The organism is Streptomyces sp. NPDC053673 (assembly GCF_055585225.1).
Genome location: NZ_JBVJKN010000007.1, coordinates 18,671 through 43,110, shown reverse-complemented (window position 1 = coordinate 43,110; position 24,440 = coordinate 18,671). Strand labels below are relative to the sequence as shown.

At 71.2% G+C, this 24,440-nt stretch carries 23 protein-coding genes and 2 pseudogenes; 13 read left to right on the top strand and 12 right to left on the bottom strand.

The window, feature by feature from the left end; all coding sequences use genetic code 11:
• Positions 1-8 precede the first annotated feature (8 nt).
• The 5 genes from murJ to ACZ6ZQ_RS12850 all read left to right on the top strand — a co-directional run bounded on the left by murJ (position 9) and on the right by ACZ6ZQ_RS12850 (position 5,563).
• Positions 9-1,871 carry a murein biosynthesis integral membrane protein MurJ gene (gene murJ, locus ACZ6ZQ_RS12870; protein WP_469768772.1) on the top strand — a complete coding sequence of 621 codons (1,863 nt, stop codon included), beginning with the start codon at positions 9-11 and terminating at the stop codon, positions 1,869-1,871.
• A gap of 31 nt (positions 1,872-1,902) precedes the next feature.
• Positions 1,903-2,586, top strand: coding sequence for a response regulator (locus ACZ6ZQ_RS12865; RefSeq protein WP_469768575.1), 684 nt, complete (start codon positions 1,903-1,905; stop codon positions 2,584-2,586).
• 179 nt (positions 2,587-2,765) lie between these two features.
• Positions 2,766-4,211, top strand: coding sequence for an ATP-binding protein (locus ACZ6ZQ_RS12860; protein WP_469768771.1), 1,446 nt, complete (start codon positions 2,766-2,768; stop codon positions 4,209-4,211).
• Complete coding sequence (locus ACZ6ZQ_RS12855) at positions 4,208-4,819, top strand: hypothetical protein (RefSeq protein WP_469768574.1); 612 nt, start codon at positions 4,208-4,210, stop codon at positions 4,817-4,819. Before ACZ6ZQ_RS12860 ends, ACZ6ZQ_RS12855 begins: the two co-directional genes overlap by 4 nt.
• A gap of 252 nt (positions 4,820-5,071) precedes the next feature.
• Positions 5,072-5,563 (top strand): hypothetical protein, encoded by a 492-nt coding sequence (locus ACZ6ZQ_RS12850; RefSeq protein ID WP_469768573.1) that lies wholly within the window; start codon positions 5,072-5,074, stop codon positions 5,561-5,563.
• A 284-nt stretch (positions 5,564-5,847) separates the two neighbouring features.
• On the opposite strand, the gene ACZ6ZQ_RS12845 is transcribed toward ACZ6ZQ_RS12850, so the two are convergent.
• Together ACZ6ZQ_RS12845 and ACZ6ZQ_RS12840 are read right to left on the bottom strand one after the other, a co-directional pair.
• The gene (locus ACZ6ZQ_RS12845) at positions 5,848-6,663 is read right to left on the bottom strand and encodes a serine hydrolase domain-containing protein (RefSeq protein ID WP_469768572.1); all 816 of its coding nucleotides are present in this window, start codon (positions 6,661-6,663) and stop codon (positions 5,848-5,850) included.
• Between the two features lie 10 nt (positions 6,664-6,673).
• On the bottom strand, positions 6,674-7,138 hold the full coding sequence (locus ACZ6ZQ_RS12840) for a GNAT family N-acetyltransferase (RefSeq protein ID WP_469768571.1): 465 nt from the start codon (positions 7,136-7,138) through the stop codon (positions 6,674-6,676).
• A gap of 101 nt (positions 7,139-7,239) precedes the next feature.
• Here ACZ6ZQ_RS12840 and ACZ6ZQ_RS12835 point away from each other — a divergent pair, with 101 nt between their 5' ends.
• Both ACZ6ZQ_RS12835 and ACZ6ZQ_RS12830 read left to right on the top strand, forming a co-directional pair.
• Complete coding sequence (locus tag ACZ6ZQ_RS12835) at positions 7,240-7,695, top strand: MerR family transcriptional regulator (RefSeq protein ID WP_469768570.1); 456 nt, start codon at positions 7,240-7,242, stop codon at positions 7,693-7,695.
• 5 nt (positions 7,696-7,700) lie between these two features.
• A complete protein-coding gene (locus ACZ6ZQ_RS12830) occupies positions 7,701-8,729 on the top strand; it encodes an aldo/keto reductase (RefSeq protein WP_469768569.1) in 1,029 nt (342 codons plus the stop codon).
• A gap of 92 nt (positions 8,730-8,821) precedes the next feature.
• Here the strand turns inward: ACZ6ZQ_RS12830 and ACZ6ZQ_RS12825 are convergent, their stop codons facing one another.
• The 8 genes and pseudogenes from ACZ6ZQ_RS12825 to ACZ6ZQ_RS12790 form a co-directional block, all read right to left on the bottom strand.
• Positions 8,822-10,078 carry an acyltransferase family protein gene (locus ACZ6ZQ_RS12825; RefSeq protein WP_469768568.1) on the bottom strand — a complete coding sequence of 419 codons (1,257 nt, stop codon included), beginning with the start codon at positions 10,076-10,078 and terminating at the stop codon, positions 8,822-8,824.
• Positions 10,075-11,115, bottom strand: a complete 1,041-nt coding sequence (locus ACZ6ZQ_RS12820) for an alpha/beta hydrolase (protein ID WP_469768567.1) — start codon at positions 11,113-11,115, stop codon at positions 10,075-10,077. Before ACZ6ZQ_RS12820 ends, ACZ6ZQ_RS12825 begins: the two co-directional genes overlap by 4 nt.
• Positions 11,116-11,320: 205 nt before the next feature.
• Positions 11,321-11,416 (bottom strand): annotated as a pseudogene (locus ACZ6ZQ_RS12815) (deoxyribonuclease IV); the annotation flags it as partial.
• A 36-nt stretch (positions 11,417-11,452) separates the two neighbouring features.
• Complete coding sequence (locus ACZ6ZQ_RS12810; protein ID WP_469768566.1) at positions 11,453-12,133, bottom strand: response regulator; 681 nt, start codon at positions 12,131-12,133, stop codon at positions 11,453-11,455.
• A complete protein-coding gene (locus tag ACZ6ZQ_RS12805) occupies positions 12,130-13,431 on the bottom strand; it encodes a sensor histidine kinase (protein ID WP_469768565.1) in 1,302 nt (433 codons plus the stop codon). Before ACZ6ZQ_RS12805 ends, ACZ6ZQ_RS12810 begins: the two co-directional genes overlap by 4 nt.
• A gap of 275 nt (positions 13,432-13,706) precedes the next feature.
• Positions 13,707-14,594: a DUF4429 domain-containing protein gene (locus ACZ6ZQ_RS12800; protein ID WP_469768564.1), complete on the bottom strand. Its 888-nt coding sequence runs from the start codon at positions 14,592-14,594 to the stop codon at positions 13,707-13,709.
• An 86-nt stretch (positions 14,595-14,680) separates the two neighbouring features.
• Entirely contained in the window at positions 14,681-15,895 is a 1,215-nt protein-coding gene (locus ACZ6ZQ_RS12795; protein ID WP_469768563.1) for an alpha/beta hydrolase, read from the bottom strand.
• A gap of 87 nt (positions 15,896-15,982) precedes the next feature.
• Positions 15,983-16,300, bottom strand: a pseudogene (locus ACZ6ZQ_RS12790) (acyl-CoA-like ligand-binding transcription factor); the annotation flags it as partial.
• A 575-nt stretch (positions 16,301-16,875) separates the two neighbouring features.
• Between ACZ6ZQ_RS12790 and ACZ6ZQ_RS12785 the strand changes: the two are divergent.
• Together ACZ6ZQ_RS12785 and ACZ6ZQ_RS12780 are read left to right on the top strand one after the other, a co-directional pair.
• The gene (locus ACZ6ZQ_RS12785; protein ID WP_469768562.1) at positions 16,876-17,484 is read left to right on the top strand and encodes a hypothetical protein; all 609 of its coding nucleotides are present in this window, start codon (positions 16,876-16,878) and stop codon (positions 17,482-17,484) included.
• Positions 17,485-17,694: 210 nt separating this feature from the next.
• Positions 17,695-18,081 (top strand): peptidase inhibitor family I36 protein, encoded by a 387-nt coding sequence (locus ACZ6ZQ_RS12780; protein ID WP_469768561.1) that lies wholly within the window; start codon positions 17,695-17,697, stop codon positions 18,079-18,081.
• Here ACZ6ZQ_RS12780 and ACZ6ZQ_RS12775 read toward each other — a convergent pair.
• On the bottom strand, positions 18,062-18,838 hold the full coding sequence (locus ACZ6ZQ_RS12775) for a potassium channel family protein (protein ID WP_469768560.1): 777 nt from the start codon (positions 18,836-18,838) through the stop codon (positions 18,062-18,064). The two genes, ACZ6ZQ_RS12780 and ACZ6ZQ_RS12775, sit on opposite strands and share 20 nt — an antisense overlap.
• Positions 18,839-18,889: 51 nt before the next feature.
• Positions 18,890-21,637 carry a pyruvate dehydrogenase (acetyl-transferring), homodimeric type gene (aceE, locus tag ACZ6ZQ_RS12770; protein ID WP_469768559.1) on the bottom strand — a complete coding sequence of 916 codons (2,748 nt, stop codon included), beginning with the start codon at positions 21,635-21,637 and terminating at the stop codon, positions 18,890-18,892.
• 339 nt (positions 21,638-21,976) lie between these two features.
• On the opposite strand from aceE, the gene ACZ6ZQ_RS12765 reads away from it, so the two are divergent.
• The 4 genes from ACZ6ZQ_RS12765 to ACZ6ZQ_RS12750 all read left to right on the top strand — a co-directional run.
• Positions 21,977-22,405 (top strand): DUF3052 domain-containing protein, encoded by a 429-nt coding sequence (locus ACZ6ZQ_RS12765; protein WP_453658658.1) that lies wholly within the window; start codon positions 21,977-21,979, stop codon positions 22,403-22,405.
• A gap of 113 nt (positions 22,406-22,518) precedes the next feature.
• On the top strand, positions 22,519-22,977 hold the full coding sequence (locus ACZ6ZQ_RS12760; RefSeq protein ID WP_469768558.1) for a peroxiredoxin: 459 nt from the start codon (positions 22,519-22,521) through the stop codon (positions 22,975-22,977).
• Between the two features lie 321 nt (positions 22,978-23,298).
• Positions 23,299-23,874, top strand: coding sequence for a TerD family protein (locus ACZ6ZQ_RS12755; RefSeq protein WP_469768557.1), 576 nt, complete (start codon positions 23,299-23,301; stop codon positions 23,872-23,874).
• Positions 23,875-23,966: 92 nt separating this feature from the next.
• On the top strand, positions 23,967-24,440 hold a 474-nt coding region (locus ACZ6ZQ_RS12750), incomplete at its 3' end, for a TerD family protein (RefSeq protein ID WP_469768556.1).

The following is a 24,440-nucleotide window of genomic DNA, read 5'->3' as shown; positions in this document are numbered from 1 at the left end:
GCGCCGTCATGGCCGCCGGGTCCGTCGTCTCGCGCGCCACCGGATTCGTACGGTCCGCCGTGGTCGCCGCGGCGCTCGGCATCGGGCTGGTCGCCGACGGGTACGCGGTCGGCAACTCGGTGCCCACGATCGTCTACATGCTGCTCCTCGGCGGCGCCCTGAACGCCGTGTTCGTGCCCGAGCTGGTCAAGGCCGCCAAGGAGCACGCGGACGGCGGTGCCGCGTACACCGACCGGCTGCTGACCGTCTGCGTCGTCGGCCTGCTGACGATCACCGCGGGCGCGGTCTGGGCGGCGCCCGCGATCGTCGGCACGTACACCGACTACACCGGCGGCCAGGCCGCCATGACCGTCGCCTTCGCCCGCTACTGCCTGCCGCAGATCTTCTTCCTCGGGCTGTTCACCCTGCTCGGGCAAGTGCTCAACGCCCGCGGCCGGTTCGGGGCGATGATGTGGACGCCTGTCCTCAACAACGTCGTCGTCATCGCGGTGTTCGGGCTCTACCTGGCCACGGGCGACGGAGGCACGCTCACCTCCCGCGAGACCGCGCTGCTCGGCTGGGGCACGACGGCCGGGATCGCCGTCCAGGCGCTCGCCCTCCTCCCCGCCTTGCGGGCGGCCCGCTTCCGCTGGCGGCCCCGCTTCGACTGGCGGGGCAGCGGGCTGACCCGGCCGCTGCGGTCCGCCGGGTGGCTGGTGCTGCTGGTGCTCACCAACCAGCTCGCGTACTGGGTCACGACCTGGCTCGCCACGGCCGCCGGCCAGCGCGCGGCGGCCGAAGGCATCGACGGCGGCGCCGGGTTCAGCGCCTACACCAACGCCTATGTGGTGTGGGCCGTACCGCACGGCATCGTGACCGTGTCCCTGGTCACCGCCCTGATGCCGCGTATGAGCGGCGCCGCGGCCGACGGCGACACGGCGGGGGTACGGCGCGACGTCTCCTACGCCCTGCGCAGCAGCGCGGCCGCCGTCGTCCCCGCCGCCTGCGCGCTGCTCGCCCTCGCACAGCCGGTGATGGCCCTCGTCTTCGGGTACGGCAGGACCGACGCCGACGACACGGCGGTGATGGCGGGCATCCTGACGGCCTTCGCGCCCGGGCTCGTCGCCTTCTCCGGCCAGTACGTCCTCTCCCGCGCCTTCTACGCCCTCTCGGACACCCGCACGCCCTTCCTGCTCAACCTGGTGATCGCGGGACTCAACGCGGGCCTGTCGACGGCCGCGTACCTGCTGCTGCCGACGCGCTGGGCGGTGACGGGGATGGCCGGAGCGTATTCGCTGGCGCTGGCCGCGGGGTGGGCGCTGACGGCGTACACCCTCAACCGCCGCCTGACGGTTCCGCGCGCGGAGAACTCCCGACCGGGCACGGGCCGCCACCTGGCGCCGGGGACCGTGCCGGGGCCGCGCTCCGAGTCCCGGCCCGGCTCGGCTGCCACGGCCGGGGCGGGCGATCCGGTGCGCCGGGCCGACGGGGTGGCCGCGGGCGATCCGGCGGACCCGTACGGGCCCAGTTTCCCCGACTCCCCTGTCCGGCGCCGAGGTTGGCGCAGGAAAGTTGTTTCCGCACCACCCGGCGGCGCGGCCCACCGGACCGGCGGGGTGGCCGCGGGCGGGCGGGCGGGTCGCGGGACTGGTCCGTCGCCGTGGCGCTCGGCCGCGTTCGCCGGGCACGTCCGGTTGCTGCTCGCCGCGGTTCCGGCCTCGGCGCTCGGGCACCTCGCGGCCCGGGGCGCCGCCCCGCTCGGCGCCGCCGGGGCCACCGTCGCCGGGGCGGTGGCGATCGTGCTGACCTTCGCCCTGCTCGCACGCCCCCTGCGGCTCACCGAGCTCGAGGCACTGCTGTCCGGCGCCTGCCGACGGCTCGTCCGCCGCTGAGGCCACCCACCACCCTTGGGATACTCCACAGATGCCACGCGTGCTTCTCATCGAAGACGATCCCTCCGTACGTGAAGGGGTCGAACTGGGCCTGCGCCGTCGCGGCCACGAGGTACGTTCCGCCGCCACCGGCGAGGCCGGGCTCGCAGCGCTCGGCGAGTTCCGGCCCGACCTGGTGCTGCTGGACCTCATGCTGCCCGGGATGAACGGTGTCCAGGTCTGCCGCCGGGTCCGCCAGGACAGCCAGCTGCCGATCATCATGCTCACCGCGCGCGGCGACGACTTCGACGTCGTCGTCGGCCTGGAGGCGGGTGCCGACGACTACATCGTCAAGCCGGCCCGTACCGAAGTGATCGAGGCCCGGATCCGGGCGGTGCTGCGCCGGATCGAGGAGCCGGGCGGCGGGCGGCCCGCTGTCGAGTTCCACGGTGAGCTCGCCATCGACCGCGCCGGACTCACCGTCGCCAAGTCCGGGCAGCACCTGGCCCTCGCGCCCTCCGAGCTGAAGCTGCTGCTGCATCTCTCCGCCGCCCCTGAACAGGTTTTCAGCCGACAGCAGTTGCTGGAGCACGTGTGGGAGCACAGCTACCACGCCGACGCACGGCTGGTGGACGCCTGCGTACGGCGGCTGCGCAACAAGATCGAGGATGTGCCGGGCAGCCCCCGCTACATACAGACCCTGCGGGGCTTCGGCTATCGCTTCGGACCGCTGTGAAGTCCGGCGAGCAGCCCGTTGCGAAGTCCGTTGCGAAGTCCGGCGAGGAGCCTGGTGCGAAGGCCGCTGTGAAGCCCGGCCGCGCGGCGAGCACGGGCGCCGGGCACGGAACGGACACCGGCGCAGGCGGCGGCGCTGGCGTCGGTGCAGGGGTCGGCACTGGCGTCGGCTGGGCACGCATCGCCGCGTTCGGGCTGCGTACCCGGCTCGTGCTCGCGTTCCTGCTGGTCGCCGCCGTCAGCGCCGGGACCACCGCCGCGCTGACCTACCGCGAGGCGCGCAACGCCATCGTCGCCACGGCCCAGGACACCGCGGTCGCGTCGTTCCGCGACCAGGTCCAGGCGCTCGCCATCGAGCTGCCCGTGGAGCGGAACTCCCTGCAGGGGAGCCTCCGCGACATCGCCCGGAAGGGCAAGCCGCATCCATGGGTGGTGTTCGCCGAGTACGGCTCGCTCCGGGTCTCCTCCGGGACCCAGCCCACCTCCACCGTGATCACCCCCGAGCTGCGGCGCGCGGCCGCGTCCAACCCCCACGGCAGCTTCGAGCGGGTCGACAAGGACGGCACCCCGTATCTGACCATCGCCATGCCCGCCGTGTTCCGGAACGGCGTCGACGGTGTGCTCCCCACCGGGCTCGTTCTGTACGCCGTGATGTCCATGAACGATGCCCAGGCCAACGTCGCGGCCCTGTCCACCGCGGCCCGGGACGGCGCCCTGCCCGGCCTCGCGATCGCGCTGGTGCCCGCCCTGCTCGCCGCGCGGAGTGTGCTGCGGCCCGTCCGCGAGCTGCGGCTGGCCGCCCGCAGCATGGGCAGCGGCCGGCTCGACACCCGCATCCAGGTCCGGGGCAGCGACGAACTCGCCGATCTGGCCCGTACGTTCAACGAGTCGGCGGGCGAACTCGAACGCTCCGTGGACGAGCTCCAGCAGGCCGAGGCGCGGGCCCGCCGCTTCGCCGCCGACGTCTCGCACGAACTGCGCACCCCGCTCGCCGGGATGCTCGCCGTCACCGAGGTCCTCGACGAGGACGCGGGCCGCCTCGACCCCGACACCGCCCAGGCCGTCAGGCTGATCAGCACCGAGACCGGAAGACTCGCCGTGCTCGTGGAGGACCTGATGGAGATCTCCCGCTTCGACGCGGGCGCGGCCGAGCTGAACACCGACGAGGTCGACGCGGCCGAGACCATCCGCAAGTCCCTGGAGAACCGGCACTGGTCGGGCCGGGTGCGCACCGAGCTGCCCGACGGCATCCGCGCCCGCCTCGACCCGCGCCGCTTCGACATCGTGGTCGCCAATCTCGTCGGCAACGCGCTGCGGCACGGCGCCGCGCCCGTGACCGTACGGCTCGCCACGACGACCCGCGAGGACGGTACGGCCCTGCTGGTCACCGAGGTCGCGGACAGCGGCCCCGGGATCAGCCCCGAGGTGCTTCCGCACATCTTCGACCGCTTCTACAAGGCCGACGCCGCCCGTACCCGCTCGGCGGGCAGCGGTCTCGGGCTGGCGATCACCCTGGAGAACGTACGCCTGCACGGTGGCACGATCCGCGCGGCGAACGGCCCCGGGGGCGTGGGCGCCGTGTTCACCGTCGGGATACCCCTGGCCGCGGAGGAGGCGACGGCATGAGACGTCTGCCCACCGCGGCCGCGGCACTGGCAGCGTCGGCCGCGCTGCTGCTCACCGGCTGCGGCATCCAGGAGACCGACGTCATCGAGGCGGGCGGCCCCGCCACCGTCGAGGTCTTTCCCGGCAACGAGCGCAACCGGATACTGCTCTTCTTCCGCTCCCCGGAGGGCGAGCTGCTGCCCGTGTCCCGGCAGGCGGACGGGCTTTTCGAGGATGTGCAGAGAGATTCGAAGTCCATGGCCAAGACTCTTGCCGCGCTGTTCCAGGGGCCCGCGGAGAGGGAGCGCGCGGCCGGACTCACCACCGGGCTGCCCGTACTGCCCGCCGGCAGTGCGCTGCGGGAGGCCGGGCCGGCGGCCGACGGCGGGGTCGAGGTCACGCTGTCGATCGCGCTGGACGAGCTCGACGAAACCGCGCTGCGGCAGCTGATCTGCACGATCGCGTACGCCGAGGAGGCGGACGCCCGGATCCTGGTGCACCTGAGGGGCACGGACAGTGCCCTGGAGCCCGCCCAGTGCGACGCCGATGTCGACGCCTCGCGCGCACCCCGCCCGGGGAGCGTGCCGAGCCCGACGCGGGTGCCGAGCGCGACGGGCGTGCCGGGCTAGGTCGTGTCTTCCGGATCTTGCCGGGCCCGCGCTGCTCGGCCCGCACCTCGCTGCGTTGTCGGGCGCGCCCCCGCCCTTCCTTCTTCCCGTGGGGCCGCTCCGGGGGCGCCCCGCTGTTTCGGAAGGTACCCGCCAGTAGACCTTCAAAAGGGCCTGGGTACAGTGGTTTTGACTGACTGCCAGCGACGTTCGAGGTTGGCGGGGGAACGTGCGTGCGGCGGTATGCCGTCGTGCGCGGGAACGAAGGAAATCATGGGTTCGATACACAAGCGCATCGGCGCGGTCATCGGTTCGGCTGCCCTGTTCGTCGGCGTGGCGCTCACGGCCGGGGCCGGAACCGCCAGCGCCGACGAGACGGGTGACCTCGCGCCCGACAGCGACGTCTCCGTGTCCACGACCGGGGTCTCGGAACGTGCCGCGATGTCGGCGGACGGGTCGTTGACAGTCCACATCACCAGCCCCCGGGACGGCCACAACATGGGCTTCGTCCGGTGGAACGCGGACCCGCAGCCCGCGCCCGACATCCCGGGCGACTCCCTCATCGCCAAGGACATCAGCCCCGACGGCTGGGCGGTCGAGGCCGAGCTGAGCAACGGCCGCATCGCCTCCACGCGCGGCCACAAGGCGATCTACATGAAGGTCGTATCCGGCAACCTGCCCGAGGGGCACGCGTACAAGCTGCGTGGGTGCGTCGTGAAGGGCAGCGAGCGCCAGTGCACCTCATGGCGTCCGGTCCACGCCTGATCCGCTGATGGGCCGGGCCGCTCAGCGGCCCGGCCCGCGCCCGTGCAAAGACTCCTGATGAGGGCTTTCTGGGCCGGGCTCCTCATTGACCTCGACACCGCAGCCCCCGTACGGCATCTGGCCGGCCACGCGCAGGGGTTTGTCTTCATCTTCCGCGGTCCCTACGCGACCCGAACGCGGGCGCATTCCCCTGCCCACCTTGGTGGATAGGGCCGTAGCCGTAGCCGTACTCGTCCCGTGCCCGCAGCCGCCCCGGACCCGTACCCCGTACGCGGGCGCCGTGGTCAGCCGCGCAGCTCTGCCAGCACCGCGTCCGTGAACGGCGGCCACGCCTCGACCGCCCACGGCCCGAAGGCCCGGTCGGTCAGCGCGACGCACGCGGCCCCCGCGTCCGGGTCGATCCACAGGAAGGTGCCGGACTGGCCGAAGTGCCCGAAGGTACGCGGCGAGGACGTCGCGCCCGTCCAGTGCGGGGACTTGGAGTTCCGGATCTCGAAGCCGAGACCCCAGTCGTTGGGCTTCTGATGCCCGTAGCCCGGCAGGATTCCCGACAGTCCGGGGTGGACGACGGACATCGCCTCCAGGACGGTGCGCGCGTCGAGCAGCCGCGGCGCCTGCACCTCGGCCGCGAACCTCACCAGGTCGTCGACCGTCGAGACGCCGTCCTTGGCGGGCGAGCCGTCGAGCGTCGTGGACGTCATGCCGAGGGGCTCCAGCACGGCCTGACGCAGATACTCCGCGAACGGGATGTCCGTCGCCTTGGCGATGTGATCGCCCAGTACCTCGAAGCCCGCGTTCGAGTACAGCCTGCGGGTGCCGGGCTCGGCCGTCACCCGGTGCTCGTCGAAGGCGAGACCGCTGGTGTGCGCGAGCAGATGACGGACCGTGGACCCCTCCGGACCGGCCGGCTCGTCCAGCTCGACCGCGCCCTCCTCGTAAGCGACGAGTACGGCGTACGCGGCGAGCGGCTTGGTTACCGACGCCAGCGCGAAGCGGTGCGCGGTGGGGCCGTACGCACCTGCGACGGTGCCGTCCGCGCGGACGACGGCGGCGGCTGCGGTCGGGACGGGCCAGTTCTCGGTCAACGCCAGGCTCTGCATGCGTACGAGCCTAAAGGGTCAGTCTCATGGCCGGATCGGGGGTGCGGGCGAAGCCGAGCGAGGTGTACAGGGGCTCGCCCTCGGGAGAGGCGCGCAGGTCGACCCGGCTCACGCCGCGCTCCTCGAACCAGCCGAGCAACCCCTCCATGCAGGCGCGCGAGTACCCCTGGCGGCGGTGGCCGGGGTCGGTGGCGACGCTGAAGACGTACCCGGTGGTGCCGGTGGGGTTGCCGGGGCCGCCGAGCCGGTACTCGATCGTTCCCACCGCGCAGGCGGCGAGCCCGCCGGGCCGGTCGACCACGAAGGCCGTCAGGGTTCGGTCCGGGTCCGCGAGCCGCTTGCGCAGGGTCTCGACGGCGGCCGGCTGCCAACTGGTGTCGGGGTTCGGCGTGACGGACAGCGAGTCGTGCATGACGGTGCGCAGGCGTACCAGCTCTTCGGCGTCACCAGGGTCCGCGGGGCGTGCGAGGCTCATAGGTGTGGAGGCTAGTAGGGAGGGGGTGCCCGGGCACTCCGGAGTTTCCGGTCCCGCTCCGGCTTGCTTGGAGTGCACTCCAACCTTCTAGCGTGGAGGCCATGACGGTGCTGGAGACCACATCCGCGACAACCGACATCTGCGTTTCCGCGCCCCCGGCGCACCCGAGGCCCGAGGGGCAGGACCACTACACGATCAGCGAGGTCGCCGCCTGGACCGGACTCAGTGCGCACACGCTGCGCTGGTACGAGCGGATCGGGCTGATGCCGCACATCGACCGCTCGCACACCGGCCAGCGGCGCTTCCGCAACCGCGACCTGGACTGGCTGACGTTCGTCGGCAAGCTGCGGCTGACCGGGATGCCGGTGGCGGACATGGTCCGCTACGCCGAGCTGGTGCGCGAGGGCGACCACACCTTCGAGAAGCGGCAGGAGCTGCTGGAGGCGACACGGCGCGACGTACGCGCCCGGATCGCGGAGCTCCAGGACACGCTCGCCGTACTCGACCACAAGATCAGCTTCTATGCGGACGCCCCCAGGGCGCCGGAGAGGGCCTGAACCTCATGACGGACAGCAAGACGACGGCCGGCAAGCTCGACAAGGTACGGCTCGGAACGGAAGGGCCCGAGGTCGGGCTGCAGGGCCTCGGCTGCATGGGCATGAGCGAGTTCTACGGCGACACGGACGAGGCCGCCGCCCGCGACACCCTGGACGCGGCGCTGGAGGCGGGAGTCACGCTCTTCGACACCGCGGACGTGTACGGGCGGGGCGTGAACGAGGAGTTCCTGAGGCCGTTCGTGAAGGCCCACCGGGACGAGATCACGCTCGCCACGAAGTTCGCGATCGTGCGGACCGACGATCCGCAGTTCCGGGGCATACGGAACGACCCCGCGTACATCCGTGAGGCGGTGGAAGGCAGCCTCCGGCGGCTCGGGGTCGACGTGATCGACCTGTACTACATGCACCGGCGCGACCCGGCTGTGCCGCTCGCCGACTCGGTCGGTGCGATGGCCGAGCTGGTCGCGGCGGGCAAGGTCAGGCACCTGGGGCTGAGCGAGGTCACCGGCGCGGAGCTGCGGGAGGCGCACGCCGTGCATCCGATCGCGGCGCTCCAGTCCGAGTGGTCGCTTTTCAGCCGTGACGTGGAGCGCAGTGCGGTGGGGGCGGCGGCGGAGCTGGGTGTCGGTGTGGTGCCGTACTCGCCGCTCGGGCGCGGCTTCCTGACCGGCGCGTTCGCGGACGCCGGCACGGACCTGTCCGAGAGCGACTTCCGGCGCTACCTGCCCCGCTTCACCGGGGAGAACGCGGCGGCCAACGCGGCGCTGCTGGAGCCGGTCAAGAAGATCGCGGCGGCGCACGGGGCGACACCCGCGCAGATCGCTCTCGCGTGGGTGCAGCAGCGGGCGTCCGTGCACGGGGTGACGGTCGTCCCGATCCCGGGCACACGCAAGCGCACGCGCCTCGCCGAGAACGTGGCCGCGACCCGGATCACGCTGAGCGCGGACGAGCTGGCGCAGCTGGAGCCGATCGCCGAGCAGGTCGTGGGGCATCGGTACCTGGACATGTCGTCGACGCCCGAGGCGCGCGAGTAACCCACCCCCGGGGGGCTCCACCCCCCGTAGCGGCCGGTGGGTGGGTGGGTACACCCCACCCACCGGCCCGCACCGGATCCCGCACACCGCGGCTACGCCAACCCCAGCGCGAACGCCCCGAACCCCGCCGCCAGCAGCCCCGCCACCGCCCGGCGCGCCGTCGTCGCACGCGTCCACGGGGACTCGAAGCCCCGTGCGTACCGCCCGATGAGCACCAGCAGCGCCGCGAACAGCGGCAGCCAGGCCAGCCGGGCCAGGACCCACCCCAGTGAGTCCGGTGCCGTCGTCAGGCCCGGCACGGCGCCGGCGTACGACCCCGGGACCGCCGCTGCGAGCATCGCCGTCTGATGCCAGCACAGGATCGTCATCGCCGAGAGGTTGATCACGACGACCGGAGCCCACAGCGCCGGCCGCACGAGCAGCCGCCCGAGCCGCTCGCGAAGCAGGATCGCCGCGCCGCTCTGTGCCGCTGCGAGCGCCAGGACCAGCAGCGACGGCGGGTGGGAGTTGGTGCGGGCCTCGCCGGGCACGCCCACCATCGACGCGGGGTAGTGGAAGACGATCAGCAGCGCGGCGAAGAGGACCGCCCCACCGGCCAGCAGCAGCGCCCCGCCCCGCTTCCCGATCCGCTTCTCACCCCAGGACACGCCGAGTTGGTACGCGAAGAGCCAGCCCGGAAGGATGTTGAGCGCGCTCAGCCAGGACGGCATGGCATCCGCGTACGGCCCGTACCGCAGGAAGTCGACGAGGGCGACCGAGCCGAGCAGCGGAGCCGCCGCCCAGCCGCCCATGCGACGGGCGGCGCGCACGCACAGCGGTGTGAGGGCCGTGACGACGACGTACACGCCCACGAACCACAGCGGTTGCACGACCAGCGTCGATCCGGTGCGCAGGGTGTCCTCCGGAACCCCCGCCACGGACAGGGCGGCGATCAGCGTGGCCCACACGGCGGTGACCCCGAGGACGGGCCGGCCCAGCCGGGCTACGCGCCCGCCCAGCCACTGGGCCGTCGTGCCGGGGCGGCGGTGGTACGAGAGCACCGACGCGTAGCCGCCCACCAGGAAGAAGATCCCCAGCATCTGCAGCCCCCAGCTGACCGGCGCGAAGAAGCCGAACGTGGACAGCGGGCTGGCGTTGTGGATCGCACCGTCGGTGTCGAGCGTGAAGCCGCCGAGCAGCCAGTGCCCGGTCGGCACGGCCAGCAGCGCGAGGGCGCGCAGGCCGTCGATCGCGCGGTCGCGGTGGGCGGGGGTGGCGGACTCGATCCTTTCGACTGTCTTCGTCAGTGTGCTCGGTGTGCGCGGCGCGCTCGGTGTGCTCGGCGTCCGCGGCGTCTGCGGCGTTTTCATCGGGGCTCTCCCTGTGCGATCGCGGCGAAGGTGCGGAGCGAGGCGGTGCCGGGGGCGAAGTAGCCGGTGTGGCCCTCGGCGTCGGTGGCGGGCACGCGGCGGGCGCCGAACGCGGGGTCGGCCGGGTCGTTGCCGTGGCCGAGCCCGAGGAACTCGACGTTCGGCACCTTGGAGATCCAGTCGGAGGGGTCCTTGGCGGCCCAGACCCGGGCAGTCGTGTGCAGATCCCCGACGTTGTCCGCGCGCATGCCGGGCGAGGCGAACACGACGATGTCCGAGGCGTCGACGTCGGCGGCCGCGAGCCCGCACACGACCGAGCCGTAGCTGTGGCAGAACAACGCGGGCTTCGGCGCGCCGGTCGCGGCGAGGCCATCGGTGAGACGGGCCAGCCGCTCGGCGCCGGCCTCGGCGAGTGTGCCGGTGGCCGCGTCGACGCCGACGCCGACGGGGGTGGTGTAGCCGGCCCATGCGATCACGGCGGTACGGGAATCAGCCGCGGCGCGCAGCGACTTCGCCATCCCGGCCGGGGTGCCGTACACGTCATGTGTACGGTCGAAGCTCCCCGCGTCGATGTCGGAGCCCGGCACGATCACCGCGACATGGCGGGCTTGCTCGAGATCCCCGTACACCTCGGCGATCTGACCGCGGCCGCGCGGGTCGAACGCGAGTATCTGCCGGGCGTCCGTGAGCAGCCGTCCGTACCGGGCCGGGTCGGCGCGCAGGGCACGGGCGTTGGCCTCGTACCGCAGTACGACGGGGACGCCGTCGAGGTTGCCGACGACGAGGGGATGGCGCGTGGCCAGCATCCGCTGCTGAGCTCCCGTCAGCGAGGCGAAGAAGGCGGCGACTTCGCTCGGCTCGGCGGTGGCCGGGTCGGGCAGCTCCCGTCCCAGGGAGCGGTCCGCCACCCAGGCGGCGGCCCCCGGCGGCGGCCCGGTCACCGGCGTCTGCGCATTGCCGGAGGCCCAACCCGCGGTCCCCGCGACAACGGTCGTCGTCAGCGCCGCGGCGACCAGGGTCCTCTTGAACCGTCGCATGATCCCCTCTTCCTCCTCCGACTGCGTGGCGGAGAGGAAGGTAGGAAGACGGTGCCTGAGGGAGCGTCACACCCCGGAGCCAACTCCGGGGTGATACCTGGGTAGGGGGTGAACGACGGCCCCCGCGCGCCGCGGCGATACCGACGGTGGCCCCGCGGCGATACCACGGCGATACCGCGACCCCCGGGGCGATCCCGCGGCGGGCGTCCTGCGCCGGGTTCCCGGCCGGTGTCGCCCAGCCGCGCGGATTGGCGACGAAGACCTGCACGGTCTCCGCGCCGATCTCGCGGGCGTACGTCAGGCCGGTCCTGGCGAGGCCGCGCCCGCGGCCCCGGCGCTACTGGTCGCCCGGGGTGACCAGGCCGGACTCGTACGCGAAGATGACCGCCTGCGCGCGGTCGCGAAGGCCGAGCTTGGCCAGGACGCGGCCGATGTGGGTCTTGACCGTCTGTTCGGCGAGGATCAGACGGCCCGCGATCTCCTGGTTGGAGAGGCCGCGTGCGATCAGTTCCAGGACCTCCGTCTCGCGCGGGGTGAGGCCGTTCAGACGGAGCGAGGCGCGGTCCTTGCGCGGGGCGGGGCGCTGGGCGGCGAAGTCTGCGATGAGGCGGCGGGTCACCGAGGGGGCGAGGAGGGCCTCGCCCGCCGCGACGACCCGGACCGCCGAGATGAGGTCGGCGGGCGGGGCGTCCTTCAGCAGAAAACCGGACGCGCCGGCGCGCAGCGCCTCGTAGACGTAGTCGTCCACGTCGAAGGTGGTCAGCATCAGCACCTTGGGGACGTGGACGACGCCCGGCGGCGGCTGGAGGATCTCGCGGGCCGCGGCCAGACCGTCCAGCTCCGGCATGCGTACGTCCATGAGGACCACGTCCGGGTGCGTGGAGCGAGCCACGTCGATGCCCTGGCGGCCGTCCGGTGCCTCACCGACGACGTCGATGTCCGCCTGCGCGGCCAGCAGCGCCGCGAACCCCGCGCGCACCATGGCCTGGTCGTCGACGATGATCACGCGGATGGTCAAGTCGAGTCCCCCTCGGTCTTCAGCGGCATGCGTGCGGCGATCCGGAAGCCGCCGTCGGGTAGCGGACCGGTGTCCAGGGTGCCGCCGGTCAACCGTACGCGCTCGCGCATGCCGACCAGACCGTGTCCCGTACCGGTCGTCTCCAGCGGCTCGGCCGACCCGGTCGCGGGGCCGTTGACCACCAGCACCGTCAGATACGTGTCGTCGGCCTTGACCGACACCCGGGTCGCCGCGCCCGGCGCGTGCCGCACCACGTTCGCCAGGGCTTCCTGCACGATGCGGTACGCCGAGAGGTCCACCGCCTGCGGCACCTCGCCCAGCTGTGCGGGGAGCGACAGCTCGGCCGGCACTCCGGCCCGTACCGTCGCCTCGACCAGCTGCTGCACCCGGTCGAGCCCCGGCTGCGGCGCCCGCTCGCCCTCGGAGCCGTCGCTGCGCAGCACCGCCAGCAGCCGCCGCATCTCCGAGAGGGACTCCCGCGCGCTGGAGGCGATCGTCGCGAACTCCTCCTGGGCGGCTTCCGGCAGCCCCTGGATCCGGTACGGCGCCGAGTCCGCCTGCACGGTGATCACCGACATGTGGTGCGCCACCACATCGTGCAGCTCGCGGGCGATCCGCGCCCGCTCCTCCAGCAGTGTGCGCTGCGCCCGTTCGGCCTCGCTGATGGTCTCCTGCTCGGCCAGCTTCCGCTGTACGTCGCCGCGTTCGCGCAGTGCCGCTCCGATGAAGAGGACCACCCCGCTGAGCACGAACAGCAACATGCTGCTGGCGTCGCTGTGCTTCGGGGCCAACTGGCCGAGGACGAACCCGACCGCGCCGGTCAGCAGCCAGACCGTGATCAGTGTGCGGCGCGGCTCGCGCAGCGCCAGGGCCAGCATCAGGAAGACGTAGCCGATGACGACCGGCGGGGGCCACGGCCAGACGGTGTCGGGCTGCGGCGGCAGACCCGCGAGGTTGAGGGCGCAGACGATGTCGACCGGGAAGATGATCCACCAGGCCTGCAGCGGCCGGTGCACGATCAGCAGCAACGGTGCGGCGGACCCGGTGGCGATCGCTCCTGCGAGTCCGGCGTTCATCCCGTACAGGGCGGTGAGGGCATTGATCGTCACCGGCAGCAGCGCGGACGTGAGTGCGAGCACGACGGCGTACGGCAGCACCCGCCGCCACCGCTTCGGGGAGTCGGCGAGCAGCGCGGCCGGCGCGTGCGCGGGGTGTGCGAGGCCCCGCAGGGCCTCCCGCACATAGCGCCGGCCGGCGCCGAGCAGGGCGTCGGTACGGGGCGTGGGTGTCTGGGACATGGCCCGGTCAAGGGTAGGCGGCCGACGGTACGGCGGCGTCATACCGCGGAGCCGGGCGCGATGTCATACCCGGGTATGAGGTCCTCGGCCGGCTGCGTCCCGGCGGCCCGGCCCCGACGGCAACCGGCCCCCCGGTCACCCCCGCACGTCCTGACGGCAACCGGCCCCCCGGTCACCCCGCACGTCCCGACGGCAACCGGCCCCCCGGTCACCTTCGTATCAAGGGCTCCGGCGCCAAAGGGAGTTCGGGGGCCTCAGCCCCCGAAAACATCCCCCTACAGTTCCGCCAGCAGTTCCGCCTTCTTCGTCCGGAACTCCTCGTCCGTCACCAGCCCCGCACTGTGCAGCTCCCCCAGGTGACGTATCCGCTCAGCGACCCCCGCGGGGTCGTGCGCGACCGACCCGGGCGGGTGCGGGGACGGAGGGAGCGCGGGGGACGAGCCGCGGACCGCTTCGAGGACCGCCGCGGCGAAGGGGAGGGACTCGTGCACCGGGCCGTAGCCCAGGCCGAAGACGACCGCGGCCGGGTCCTGGTCGGCCTGGGCGGGCCGGTCGGCGGACCCGGACCCCGCCCTGGATCCGGAGCGCGGCAGCAGTCGCAGGTAGCCGTCGAAGGCGTCGGGGGAGCGCCACTCGACCCCGCTCAGCTCGGCGACCGGGAAACTCTGGTCGCCCGCCTTCCACTTGGCGGTGGACGCGCCGCTCCACGACCAGCGGAACGACACCTTGTCCCCGTCGAACGTGGCCTTCCCGTCGTACGCCTTGAACTGCAGCGGCGCGGCGACCGAGGACACCAGATACTTCCCGGCGGGCTCGGGACCCGGTTCCGGGAGCATCGCGCGCAGTTCGTCCGCGTAGTACTCGGCGAGCGTCTCGCGGTCCGCCGGCAGCACCAGCCGGTACGGGTCGCAGCCCTCCTTGAGCTGCCCCGCGGCAGCGTCCATCAGCGGATCGGCGCCCGGTCTCGGCACCGCGTGCAGCACCACCGTGCCGCGTTTGCCGGGGGAGAGGGTCACCGACTCCAGCGCTTCGAGGGGGACGCGCCGTTCGCCCAGCGTCTGGAACAGCTTCGGCGTGCCGCGGTTCCCCCGTGTGAAGCGGATGAGTACGGCGTCCGGTTCGAACTCCCAGTCGGCATGAATTCCGGCCAGCACATCACCCATGCGCCTCATCGTATGCGGCGTGCGCCCGCGCGTCGCCCCCGAGCGCAAAGCGGACGTATGCGCCCCGCTTCCGTCCTCTACGCGCGTCAGACCTCTTCCGCACCGTAAATTCCACTGCGACACGCGCTGTTGCCGTCCGCGCAGCTGACCTTCCGGTACGAACCGATGCCTATCTCGGCGAAGTTGCTGAGGCTCTCGGTACCCGGCTCGAAATAGCCGGTGTGACCGATCGCGCCCGCCGCCGAGAGCACCCGCGCGCCGAAGTCCGGAGCCATCGGATCGGGGCCGTGGCCGAGCCCGCCGACATTCAGATTCGGCACATCCTGGATCCAGTCGTCGCTGTCCCGCATCGCCCAGACCCGCGCTTTCGTCCGCAGCTCGGCCGCGCTCTCGGCGCGCATGCCGGGGCTGCCGGCGACAGCCATGTCGGCGACGCGGCCGGGCAGTTCACGGGCGGCGACCCCGCACACCACCGAGCCGTAGCTGTGGCAGAACAACGACACCTTGGTGTCGCGGCCGGGCAGCGCCGTGGTCAGTGCCACCAGCCGATCGGCGCCGTTCGCGGCGAGCCGTCCGGTCGAGGCGTCCAGCCCGATCCCGGCCGGCGAGGTGTAGTCGGCCCAGGCGATGACCGCGGTACTGACGGAGGGGGCGGCGGCCTGCTCCGCGGCGTACAGCGACTGCGCCATGCCCACCGGGGCCGTGTACTTGCGCCGGGTCTTCTCGAACGACAGGAGAGTGGTGTCGACGCCCGGGACGATCACCGAGACCCGCTGGGCGCGGTCGAGACTGCCGAAGACCTCGGCGACCCGGCCCTTGCCGGACGGGTCGAAGGCGAGGATCTGCCGGCCCGGGCTCAGCAGCGACTCGTACCGGTGCATCCGCCGGCCCGCCTCGCGGCGGCCGTCCGTGGAGAGCCTGCTGTCGTGCATCCGCGACTGCTCCACCTGGCGCGCCTGGGCGAGCGCGACGCGGTTGGCCCGGTAGCGCAGTGTGACCGGGGCGCCGTTGAGGTTGCCCACCACGAGCGGGTGGCGGTCCGCCAGCGCGGCCGCCTGCTGCTTGCTGACGGACGCGAAGAATCCGGCCAGCAGAGCGGGCGGCGAGTCGGGGTCGGGCAGCGCACGAGTGCCTATCCGGGCGTGGTCCCAGGCGGCGAGTGCGACGTCTCTGGGCTCTCCGGGACCGCGCTGATGTCGTACGGCGGTCCAACCGGTGGTGGCGAGCAGCACGAAGACGACGGCAAGAGCGAGGAGGGCGCGCCAGACGTTCAGTGTGGGGGAGGAGTCGAAAGCAGTCACTGAGGGGACAGCCTAGGGGCCGCTCGGGGACGCTCGCGAAGACCGTGAGACAGATCACGCGTCCGAGGGGCGGAGAGGGGCGTGCGGCTACTTTCCGTGTGCACCGGTCGTACGCTCTGGTGTGCCCGGAGCCGTCGAACGGGCGGCTGATGAACGCCAGTCCGCGGCGAGCGCGGGAGCCAGATGATCGAGGTAGCTCTCGGTCAGTTCCCGGATGGCGTCCATGCTGGGGTCCTCGCCCTGGCCCCAGAGCCGGCCGGTCACCCGCATCACTCCGGTGAACGCGGCGACGGCGACCCGCGGCCGGGGGCCGGAGTCCACGTCGAGGCCCTCGCGGTCGGCGATCAGCCGGGCGACCTCCTCGTCCGACTCGGCGGAGCGGCGCAGATGGACGGCGAGCAGTGCCCCCGGGGTTCGGGCCCGGGAGGTCTGCCCCGCAGAGCAGCGGGCCTGCCAGGGCATGACGAAAGGCCCCCTCCCGCGCACGGCGGTCTCCGGGGCCTCGGGCAACGGCGCAGCGGTGTCCTCGGATGAGCGCTGCGCCGCCGCGGCAGTTGCTCCGGAGCGGGGAGGGTCTTGCCGGGTGACCGAGGCTGAGCCTACGGCTGGTCGAAATATGACCCCTGTGCAGGAAAGAGACCTCCAGGCGCCTGGCTGGCTTGGTCATCCACTTGCCCAGCAACATTCCTTGGCCTTCTTTCGCTCGATCGGCGGACGGAGCACTGTTGCTCCTGGTGGTAATGAATCGTGTGAGCTCGAAACCGCCTTCTGGGCCCCCTTCCGAACCGCCGCCCGGACCGCCCACCGGTCCGCTGTCCCCCACCCCTCCGCCAGGGGGTGCCGCCAGTCGCCCTGACATCAAGCAAGGCCCGTCAAGGTGGCGTTCGCGGCGCTTCCTGACGATGGTCGTCGCTGGCGTGGTAGTCGTGTCGGGGGTCGTGCTGGGGTTGCTGTTGCTGAGGGGCCCCGGTTCCAAGGTCATGTCGATCGCGGAAGCGCGCGAGCTCGTGTCAAATGTGCCTGCGAAAGCCGAGGAATGGGGAACCGGCTTCGCTGAAGTCGGCGAATTGGACCCCGCTGGGGAAGTGGTGGCACGGAAGGACTGCGAGCTGATCAGTAAGGCCGACCGGCCGGGCACACTCGCATCCTTGCAGCGCGACGCCGAAGGTATGGAACCCGCCAGCTATGCGGTCTCTGGTGCGCGTGTATTCGAGAACGCGGCTATGGCAGAAGCGTACGTGGATGATGTCGAAGAATCGCTCCATCGATGCCCGACTCAGCGGGTAGTCAAGCGGCGCTTCGAGGGTATCCGCGAGGGTGCGGCTCCGCAGGTGTCCGGCCTTGACGAGGTGGTGTCCGAGGTGGGGAGCCAAGTTACCGACGATGAGGGCAAAAAATTGAACGTCGCCTACGTCGCCCTGAATGGTCGCAAGAACGAAGTGGTCCTGTACGTCCAAGTTTCCGGGGAGCCCGGATCAGAGGCCGAGCTTGATCGGCGTGCGGCCACTGTGCTGCGGCAGATGCAGCGGCGGCTGGTTGAGCAGGAGGCCGCCGCGCCGTCCGGCGGCAACCGTCGTCCCGGTATCTGAGGGGCCTGGTTCAGGGCTGGTTGACCAGTCGCGGACTGGGTGGATGGTGCACATAACCCCTTCTGGGGAGTTCACCACTCTCGCGAGGGGGACCTTCCGGCGGGGCTGTCGCCTATCCGGGTGACCGTCCACGGCGGCCCTTCCGCGTCCCCGTCACCACCGGTCAGAGTGCGGGTAAGTGATCCACGACGACACGGGGGTTGATCCACCATGCGTACGACCGTCCTCGCCGCCGCCCTGGCGGCGACCGCTCTTCTGGCGCCCTCCGCCTCCGCCTCCGCCTCCGCCTCCGCCTCCGCCTCGCCCCGGGCCACGGCCGGCGCCTGCGGCCCCGGCGAGCTGTGCCTCTGGCAGGAGCCCGGCTTCAAGGGGACCAGGCACGTGTACGACCTGTCCGGGCTCGACATCGAGTCCTGCGTCGCGCTCCCCGAAGGCGCCACCGTCCAGGCCCTCGCCAACCGCACCGGACGGCCCGTCACCACCTATCAGTCGGCGGAGTGCGCGGAGACGGGTGAGTTCGACACGTATCCGGGCGGCGGCACCTGGGTGCCGCAATCCCCGTACAAGGTGCGGGCGTTCAAGGTGTGGGAGACGTAGGGGCCTGCCCGGGCATGTCGGGCACGGCACGCGTCGCTCCCGACAGCTGTGCCACCTCCGCCCGCAGCTCCTGGACCTCCCTGGTCAGGGCTTCGAGGAGCGCCGTCTGCCGGCGCTCCTCGGCGTTGTCGAGCTCGAAGCGGGAGATGAACCAGGCCGCGATGTTCGCCGTCACCACACCGAGCAGGGCGATCCCGGACAGCATCAGCCCGACCGCGAGCACCCGCCCGAGGCCCGTCGTCGGTGCGTGGTCCCCGTATCCCACCGTCGTCATCGTGGTGAACGACCACCACACGGCGTCACCCAGCGTCTTGATGTTCCCGTCGGGCGCGTCCCGTTCGACATGCAGCACCGCGAGCGAGCCGAACATCATCAGCCCGACCACCGCCCCCGCCACGTAGGTGGTCAGGGTGATCTGCGGCGCCATCCGGGCCCGCCGCCCCACCAGCAGCAGCGTCGAGACCACCCGCAGCAGCCGCAGCGGCTGCACCAGCGGCAGGATCACCGCCAGCAGATCCAGCGGATGCTTGCGGACGAACAGCCGCTTGTACGGTGCCAGCGTCAGCCGTACGACGTAGTCGAAGGCGAACGCGCCCCACACCACCCACTCCACGACGATGCAGACCTGATGCACCCAGCGCTGTGCGTCGGGCGCCACGATCGGCACGGCGTACGCGACGCCGAACACCACGGCGAGCACGATCAGTGGCCCCTGCGTACGCGCTTCCCAGCGGACCTGGGCCGTTCGTTCCTTCATGGGGCGCATCGTAAAGGTGTGCGGGGGGACGAAGTCCCCCCGCACGTGAAGCTACGCGTCGCCGCCCGCCGCACCCGGGTCGGCCGCCGCCACGTCCAGCAGCTGGTAGCGGTCCACCGCCTGCTTCAGCACCGAGCGGTCGACCTTGCCGTCCTTGGCGAGCTCGGTGAGCACCGCCAGCACGATCGACTGCGCGTCGATGTGGAAGTAACGGCGCGCGGCACCGCGGGTGTCCGCGAAGCCGAAGCCGTCCGCGCCCAGCGAGCTGTAGCGGCCCGGCACCCAGCGGGAGATCTGGTCCGGCACCGACCGCATCCAGTCGGAGACGGCCACGAACGGGCCCTCCGCGCTGCTGAGCCTCTGCGTCACGTACGGGACGCGCTGCTCCTCCTCGGGGTGGAGCAGGTTGTGCTCCTCCGCCGCGACGGCGTCGCGCCGCAGTTCGTTCCAGGACGTCGCCGACCATACGTCGGCCCGTACGTTCCACTCCTCGGCGAGCATCTTCTGGGCCTCGAGCGCCCACGGCACCGCGACACCGGACGCCAGGATCTGCGCCGGGATCGCACCGGCCTCGCCCGCCTTGAAGCGGTGGATGCCCTTGAGGATGCCCTCGGCGTCCACGTCCTCCGGCTCAGCGGGGTGCTGGATCGGCTCGTTGTAGACGGTCAGATAGTAGAAGACGTCCTCACCGTGCGGGTGCTCGTCGTCGGAGCCGTACATCCGCCGCAGACCGTCCTTGACGATGTGGGCGATCTCGAAACCGAAGGCCGGGTCGTAGGCGACACAGCCGGGGTTCGTGGAGGCCAGCAGCTGCGAGTGGCCGTCCGCGTGCTGCAGACCCTCACCGGTCAGGGTCGTACGTCCCGCGGTCGCACCCAGCACGAAGCCGCGCGCCAGCTGGTCGGCCATCTGCCAGAACTGGTCGCCGGTCCGCTGGAAACCGAACATCGAGTAGAAGACGTAGACCGGGATCAGCGGCTCGCCGTGCGTCGCGTACGCCGAGCCGGCGGCGATCAGCGAGGCCGTGCAGCCGGCCTCGGAGATGCCGTCGTGCAGCATCTGACCGGTCGGGGACTCCTTGTACGCGAGCAGCAGGTCACGGTCCACCGCCTCGTACTGCTGGCCCAGCGGGTTGTAGATCTTCGCGCTCGGGAAGAACGAGTCCATTCCGAACGTGCGGTACTCGTCCGGCGCGATCAGCACGAACCGTTTGCCGATCTCCTTGTCCCGCATCAGGTCCTTCAGCAGCCGGACGAACGCCATGGTGGTGGCGATCGACTGCTGACCGGAGCCCTTCTTCACGGCCGCGTACGTCTTCTCGTCCGGCAGGACCAGCGGCTTCGACCGCACGACCCGGGTCGGGACATACCCGCCCAGCGACTTGCGGCGGTCGTGCATGTACTGGATCTCCTCCGAGTCACGGCCCGGGTGGTAGTACGGCGGCGGGCCGTCCTCGAGCTGCTTGTCGGTGATCGGCAGCCGCAGCCGGTCGCGGAAGCCCTTGAGGTCGTCGACCGTCAGCTTCTTCATCTGGTGGGTCGCGTTGCGGCCCTCGAAGTTCGGTCCGAGCGTCCAGCCCTTGACGGTCTGGGCGAGGATCACGGTCGGCTGGCCCTTGTGGGCGCGGGCCGCCGAGTACGCCGCGTAGATCTTCTTGTGGTCGTGGCCGCCGCGCCCCAGCATCAGGATCTGGTGGTCGGTCATGCCGTCGACCATGGCGCGCAGCCGGTGGTCGTCGCCGAAGAAGTGCTGACGGATGTAGGCACCCGTCTCGGTGGCGTACGTCTGGAACTGACCGTCCGGCGTCGTGTTCAGCTTGTTGACCAGGATGCCGTCGCGGTCCTGCGCGAGCAGCGGGTCCCAGGAGCGGTCCCAGACCAGCTTGATCACATTCCAGCCGGCGCCGCGGAACTGCGACTCCAGCTCCTGGATGATCTTGCCGTTGCCGCGCACCGGGCCGTCGAGGCGCTGCAGATTGCAGTTGACCACGAAGGTCAGATTGTCCAGACCCTCACGAGCGGCGATGGACAGCTGGCCCAGCGACTCGGGCTCGTCCATCTCGCCGTCGCCGAGGAAGGCCCAGACGTGCGACGCGGAGGTGTCCGCGATCCCGCGCGCCTCCATGTAGCGGTTCATCCGGGCCTGGAAGATCGCGCCGAGCGGGCCGAGGCCCATCGACACGGTCGGGAACTCCCAGAATCCCGGCATCAGCCGCGGGTGGGGGTACGACGACAGACCGTTCGGGTACTTCGACCTCTCCTGGCGGAAGGCGTCGAGCTGCGTCTCGTTGAGGCGGTCCAGGAGGAACGCGCGCGCGTAGATACCGGGCGAGGCGTGGCCCTGGAAGAAGATCTGGTCGCCGCCGTCGCCCTCGTCCTTGCCCCGGAAGAAGTGGTTGAAGCCCACGTCGTAGAGGGAGGCGGAGGAGGCGAAGGTGGCGATGTGCCCGCCGACGCCGATTCCGGGGCGCTGCGCGCGCGACACCATCACCGCGGCGTTCCAGCGGGTCGCGTTGAGGACCTTGCGCTCGATCTCCTCGTTGCCGGGGAAGAACGGCTCGTCCTTGGTCGCGATGGTGTTCACGTAGTCCGTGCTGCGCATCTCGGGCACGGCCACGCGCTTCTCGCGAGCCCTCTCGATCAGACGCAGCATGAGGTAGCGGGCGCGCTCACGGCCGCGCTCGTCCACGGCGGCGTCGAGCGAGTCGAGCCATTCCCGGGTCTCCTCCGGATCGAAATCCGGGACCTGGCTCGGAAGGCCGCCAATGATGATCGGGTTGCGATCGGATCCGGAAGCCACGCTGTTCCTTCGCTGGTCGGTTGCTGTGTCGTTTCGCCGGTCACCATCGTGTACCCCCGGGGAGCAAAACGTCATCTCTACCGAACGGTAACCAACCGCCCCCGATTGGCGGACCGCGGGCTCGGAAGCGTACAAAGGTGGCGAAGGGGTGAGTGGATCTCACCAGGGCGGACGGAGCCCCGGCCGGTAGTTGCGGCGAGACGGCCGTAAACGTCACCGTTTCGGCGGTCTCAACGGCCGGGTACTTGCGCGATCCGTCCCGCCCGTGTGGACTACGGCCAATGCCTCGCGTACGCGCGCGGCTGAAGCATTTTCCGAAACAAGATCAGGAGGCAAGCCGTGAGCGCGACCGCGGACCACGCGGAGGAGCGGACCAACCCGGCGGCGAGGCTGGGGTTCGAGCCCGGACAGGTGGTCCAGGAGATCGGCTACGACGATGACGTCGAGCACGAGCTCCGTGAGGGCATTGAGGCCGTGATCGGCCAGGAAATCGTCGACGAGGACTACGACGACGTCGCGGACGTCGTCCTGCTCTGGTTCCGCGACGAGGACGGCGACCTTACGGACGCTCTCGTGGACGCCATCGGTCTGGTCGACGACGGCGGAACGGTCTGGCTGCTGACGCCGAAGACCGGCCGTGACGGCTACGTCGAGCCCAGCGACATCAACGAGGCCTCCCAGACGGCGGGCCTGTCGCAGACCAAGAGCATCAATGCGGGCAAGGACTGGACCGGCAGCAGGCTGGTCACGCCCAAGTCCAAGCGCTGAGGCGCAGCTGTAGAGGGCCCCCGCCGACGACCGTCGGCGGGGGCCTTGTGCGTAGGGTGGACGCCACCGGCACGGACCGGTGCCGGAGCGGCCAGTGAAGGGATGCGTGAGTCATGGCGATCGAGGTCGGCACCTTGGCCCCGGACTTCGAGCTGAAGGACAACCACGGGCGGACGGTGACCCTCGCCGAGTTCCGTGGCGAGAAGAACGTGGTGCTGCTCTTCTACCCCTTCGCCTTCACGGGCGTGTGCACCGGTGAGCTCTGCGCACTGCGCGACGAGCTGCCGCGGTTCGTCAACGACGACACCCAGCTGCTCGCCGTCTCCAGCGACTCCATCCACACCCTGCGGGTCTTCGCGGAACAGGAAGGCCTGGAGTACCCGCTGCTGTCGGACTTCTGGCCGCACGGCGACGTCTCGCGGGCGTACGGAGTCTTCGCCGAGGACAAGGGCTGCGCGGTGCGCGGCACCTTCATCATCGACAAGGAGGGCGTGGTGCGCTGGACCGTGGTCAACGCCCTGCCCGACGCGCGGGACCTGACCGATTACGTCAAGGCCCTCGACACTCTGTGACTCCCCGGCCCCGGGCCGCTGTGCTTTTCCGGGGGGCACCCCCCGGAACCCCCGGCCGCTGTGCTTTTCCGGGGGGCACCCCCCGGAACCCCCGGCCGCTGTGCTTTCCCGGGGGACACCCCCCCCGGAACCCCCGGCCGCTGTGCTTTTCCGGGGGACACCCCCCGGAACCCCCGGCCGCTGTGCTTTCCCGGGGGACACCCCCGGAACCCCCGGCCGAAAGACTGTTTCGTCCGGGAACCGGTCACTAGGATCCAGTCGTTGATCCGAATGCCAACGCACGACGGGGGCGCTGCCCCTGAAAACCATATGGGAGGACTCGTGGGAGTCAGCCTCAGCAAGGGCGGCAACGTCTCGCTGACCAAGGCCGCCCCCAACCTGACCGCGGTCACCGTCGGTCTCGGCTGGGATGTCCGTACCACCACCGGTACCGACTTCGACCTCGACGCCAGTGCCCTGCTGGCCAACGCCGAGGGCAAGGTCACCGCCGACGGCAACTTCGTCTTCTTCAACAACCTGAAGAGCCCCGACGGCTCGGTCGAGCACACCGGCGACAACCTCACCGGTGAGGGCGAGGGCGACGACGAGCAGATCAAGGTGAATCTGTCCGGTGTCCCGGCCGACGTCCAGAAGATCGTGTTCCCGGTCTCGATCTACGACGCCGAGACCCGCCAGCAGTCCTTCGGCCAGGTGCGCAACGCGTTCATCCGCGTCGTGAACCAGGCCAACGGCGAGGAGCTCGCCCGGTACGACCTGAGCGAGGACGCCTCGACCGAGACCGCCATGGTCTTCGGTGAGCTGTACCGCAACGGAGCGGAGTGGAAGTTCCGCGCCATCGGCCAGGGGTATGCCTCGGGTCTGCGCGGCATCGCGCAGGACTTCGGCGTCAACGTCTGAGCCGACATCACCGCTGTGTCCGGCGCCGCACACCATCCGTGCGGCGCCGGACGCGCCTGTAATTCCGTACATCCAGGGGAGGACTCACCGTCATGGGCGTCACGCTCGCCAAGGGAGGCAATGTCTCCCTCTCCAAGGCCGCACCTAACCTCACCCAGGTCCTCGTCGGGCTCGGCTGGGACGCACGCTCCACCACCGGAGCCCCCTTCGACCTCGACGCCAGCGCGCTGCTCTGCCAGTCGGGGCAGGTGCTCGGTGACGAGTGGTTCGTGTTCTACAACAATCTGACGAGCCCGGAGGGTTCGGTCGAGCACACCGGTGACAACCTCACCGGCGAGGGCGAGGGGGACGACGAGTCGCTCATCGTGGACCTCTCCAAGGTGCCGGCCCACTGCGACAAGATCATCTTCCCGGTCTCGATCCACGATGCCGACAACCGTGGCCAGACGTTCGGCCAGGTCAGCAATGCCTTCATTCGCGTGGTCAACCAGGCGGACGGCCAGGAGCTCGCGCGTTACGACCTGAGCGAGGACGCCTCGACCGAAACCGCGATGATCTTCGGCGAG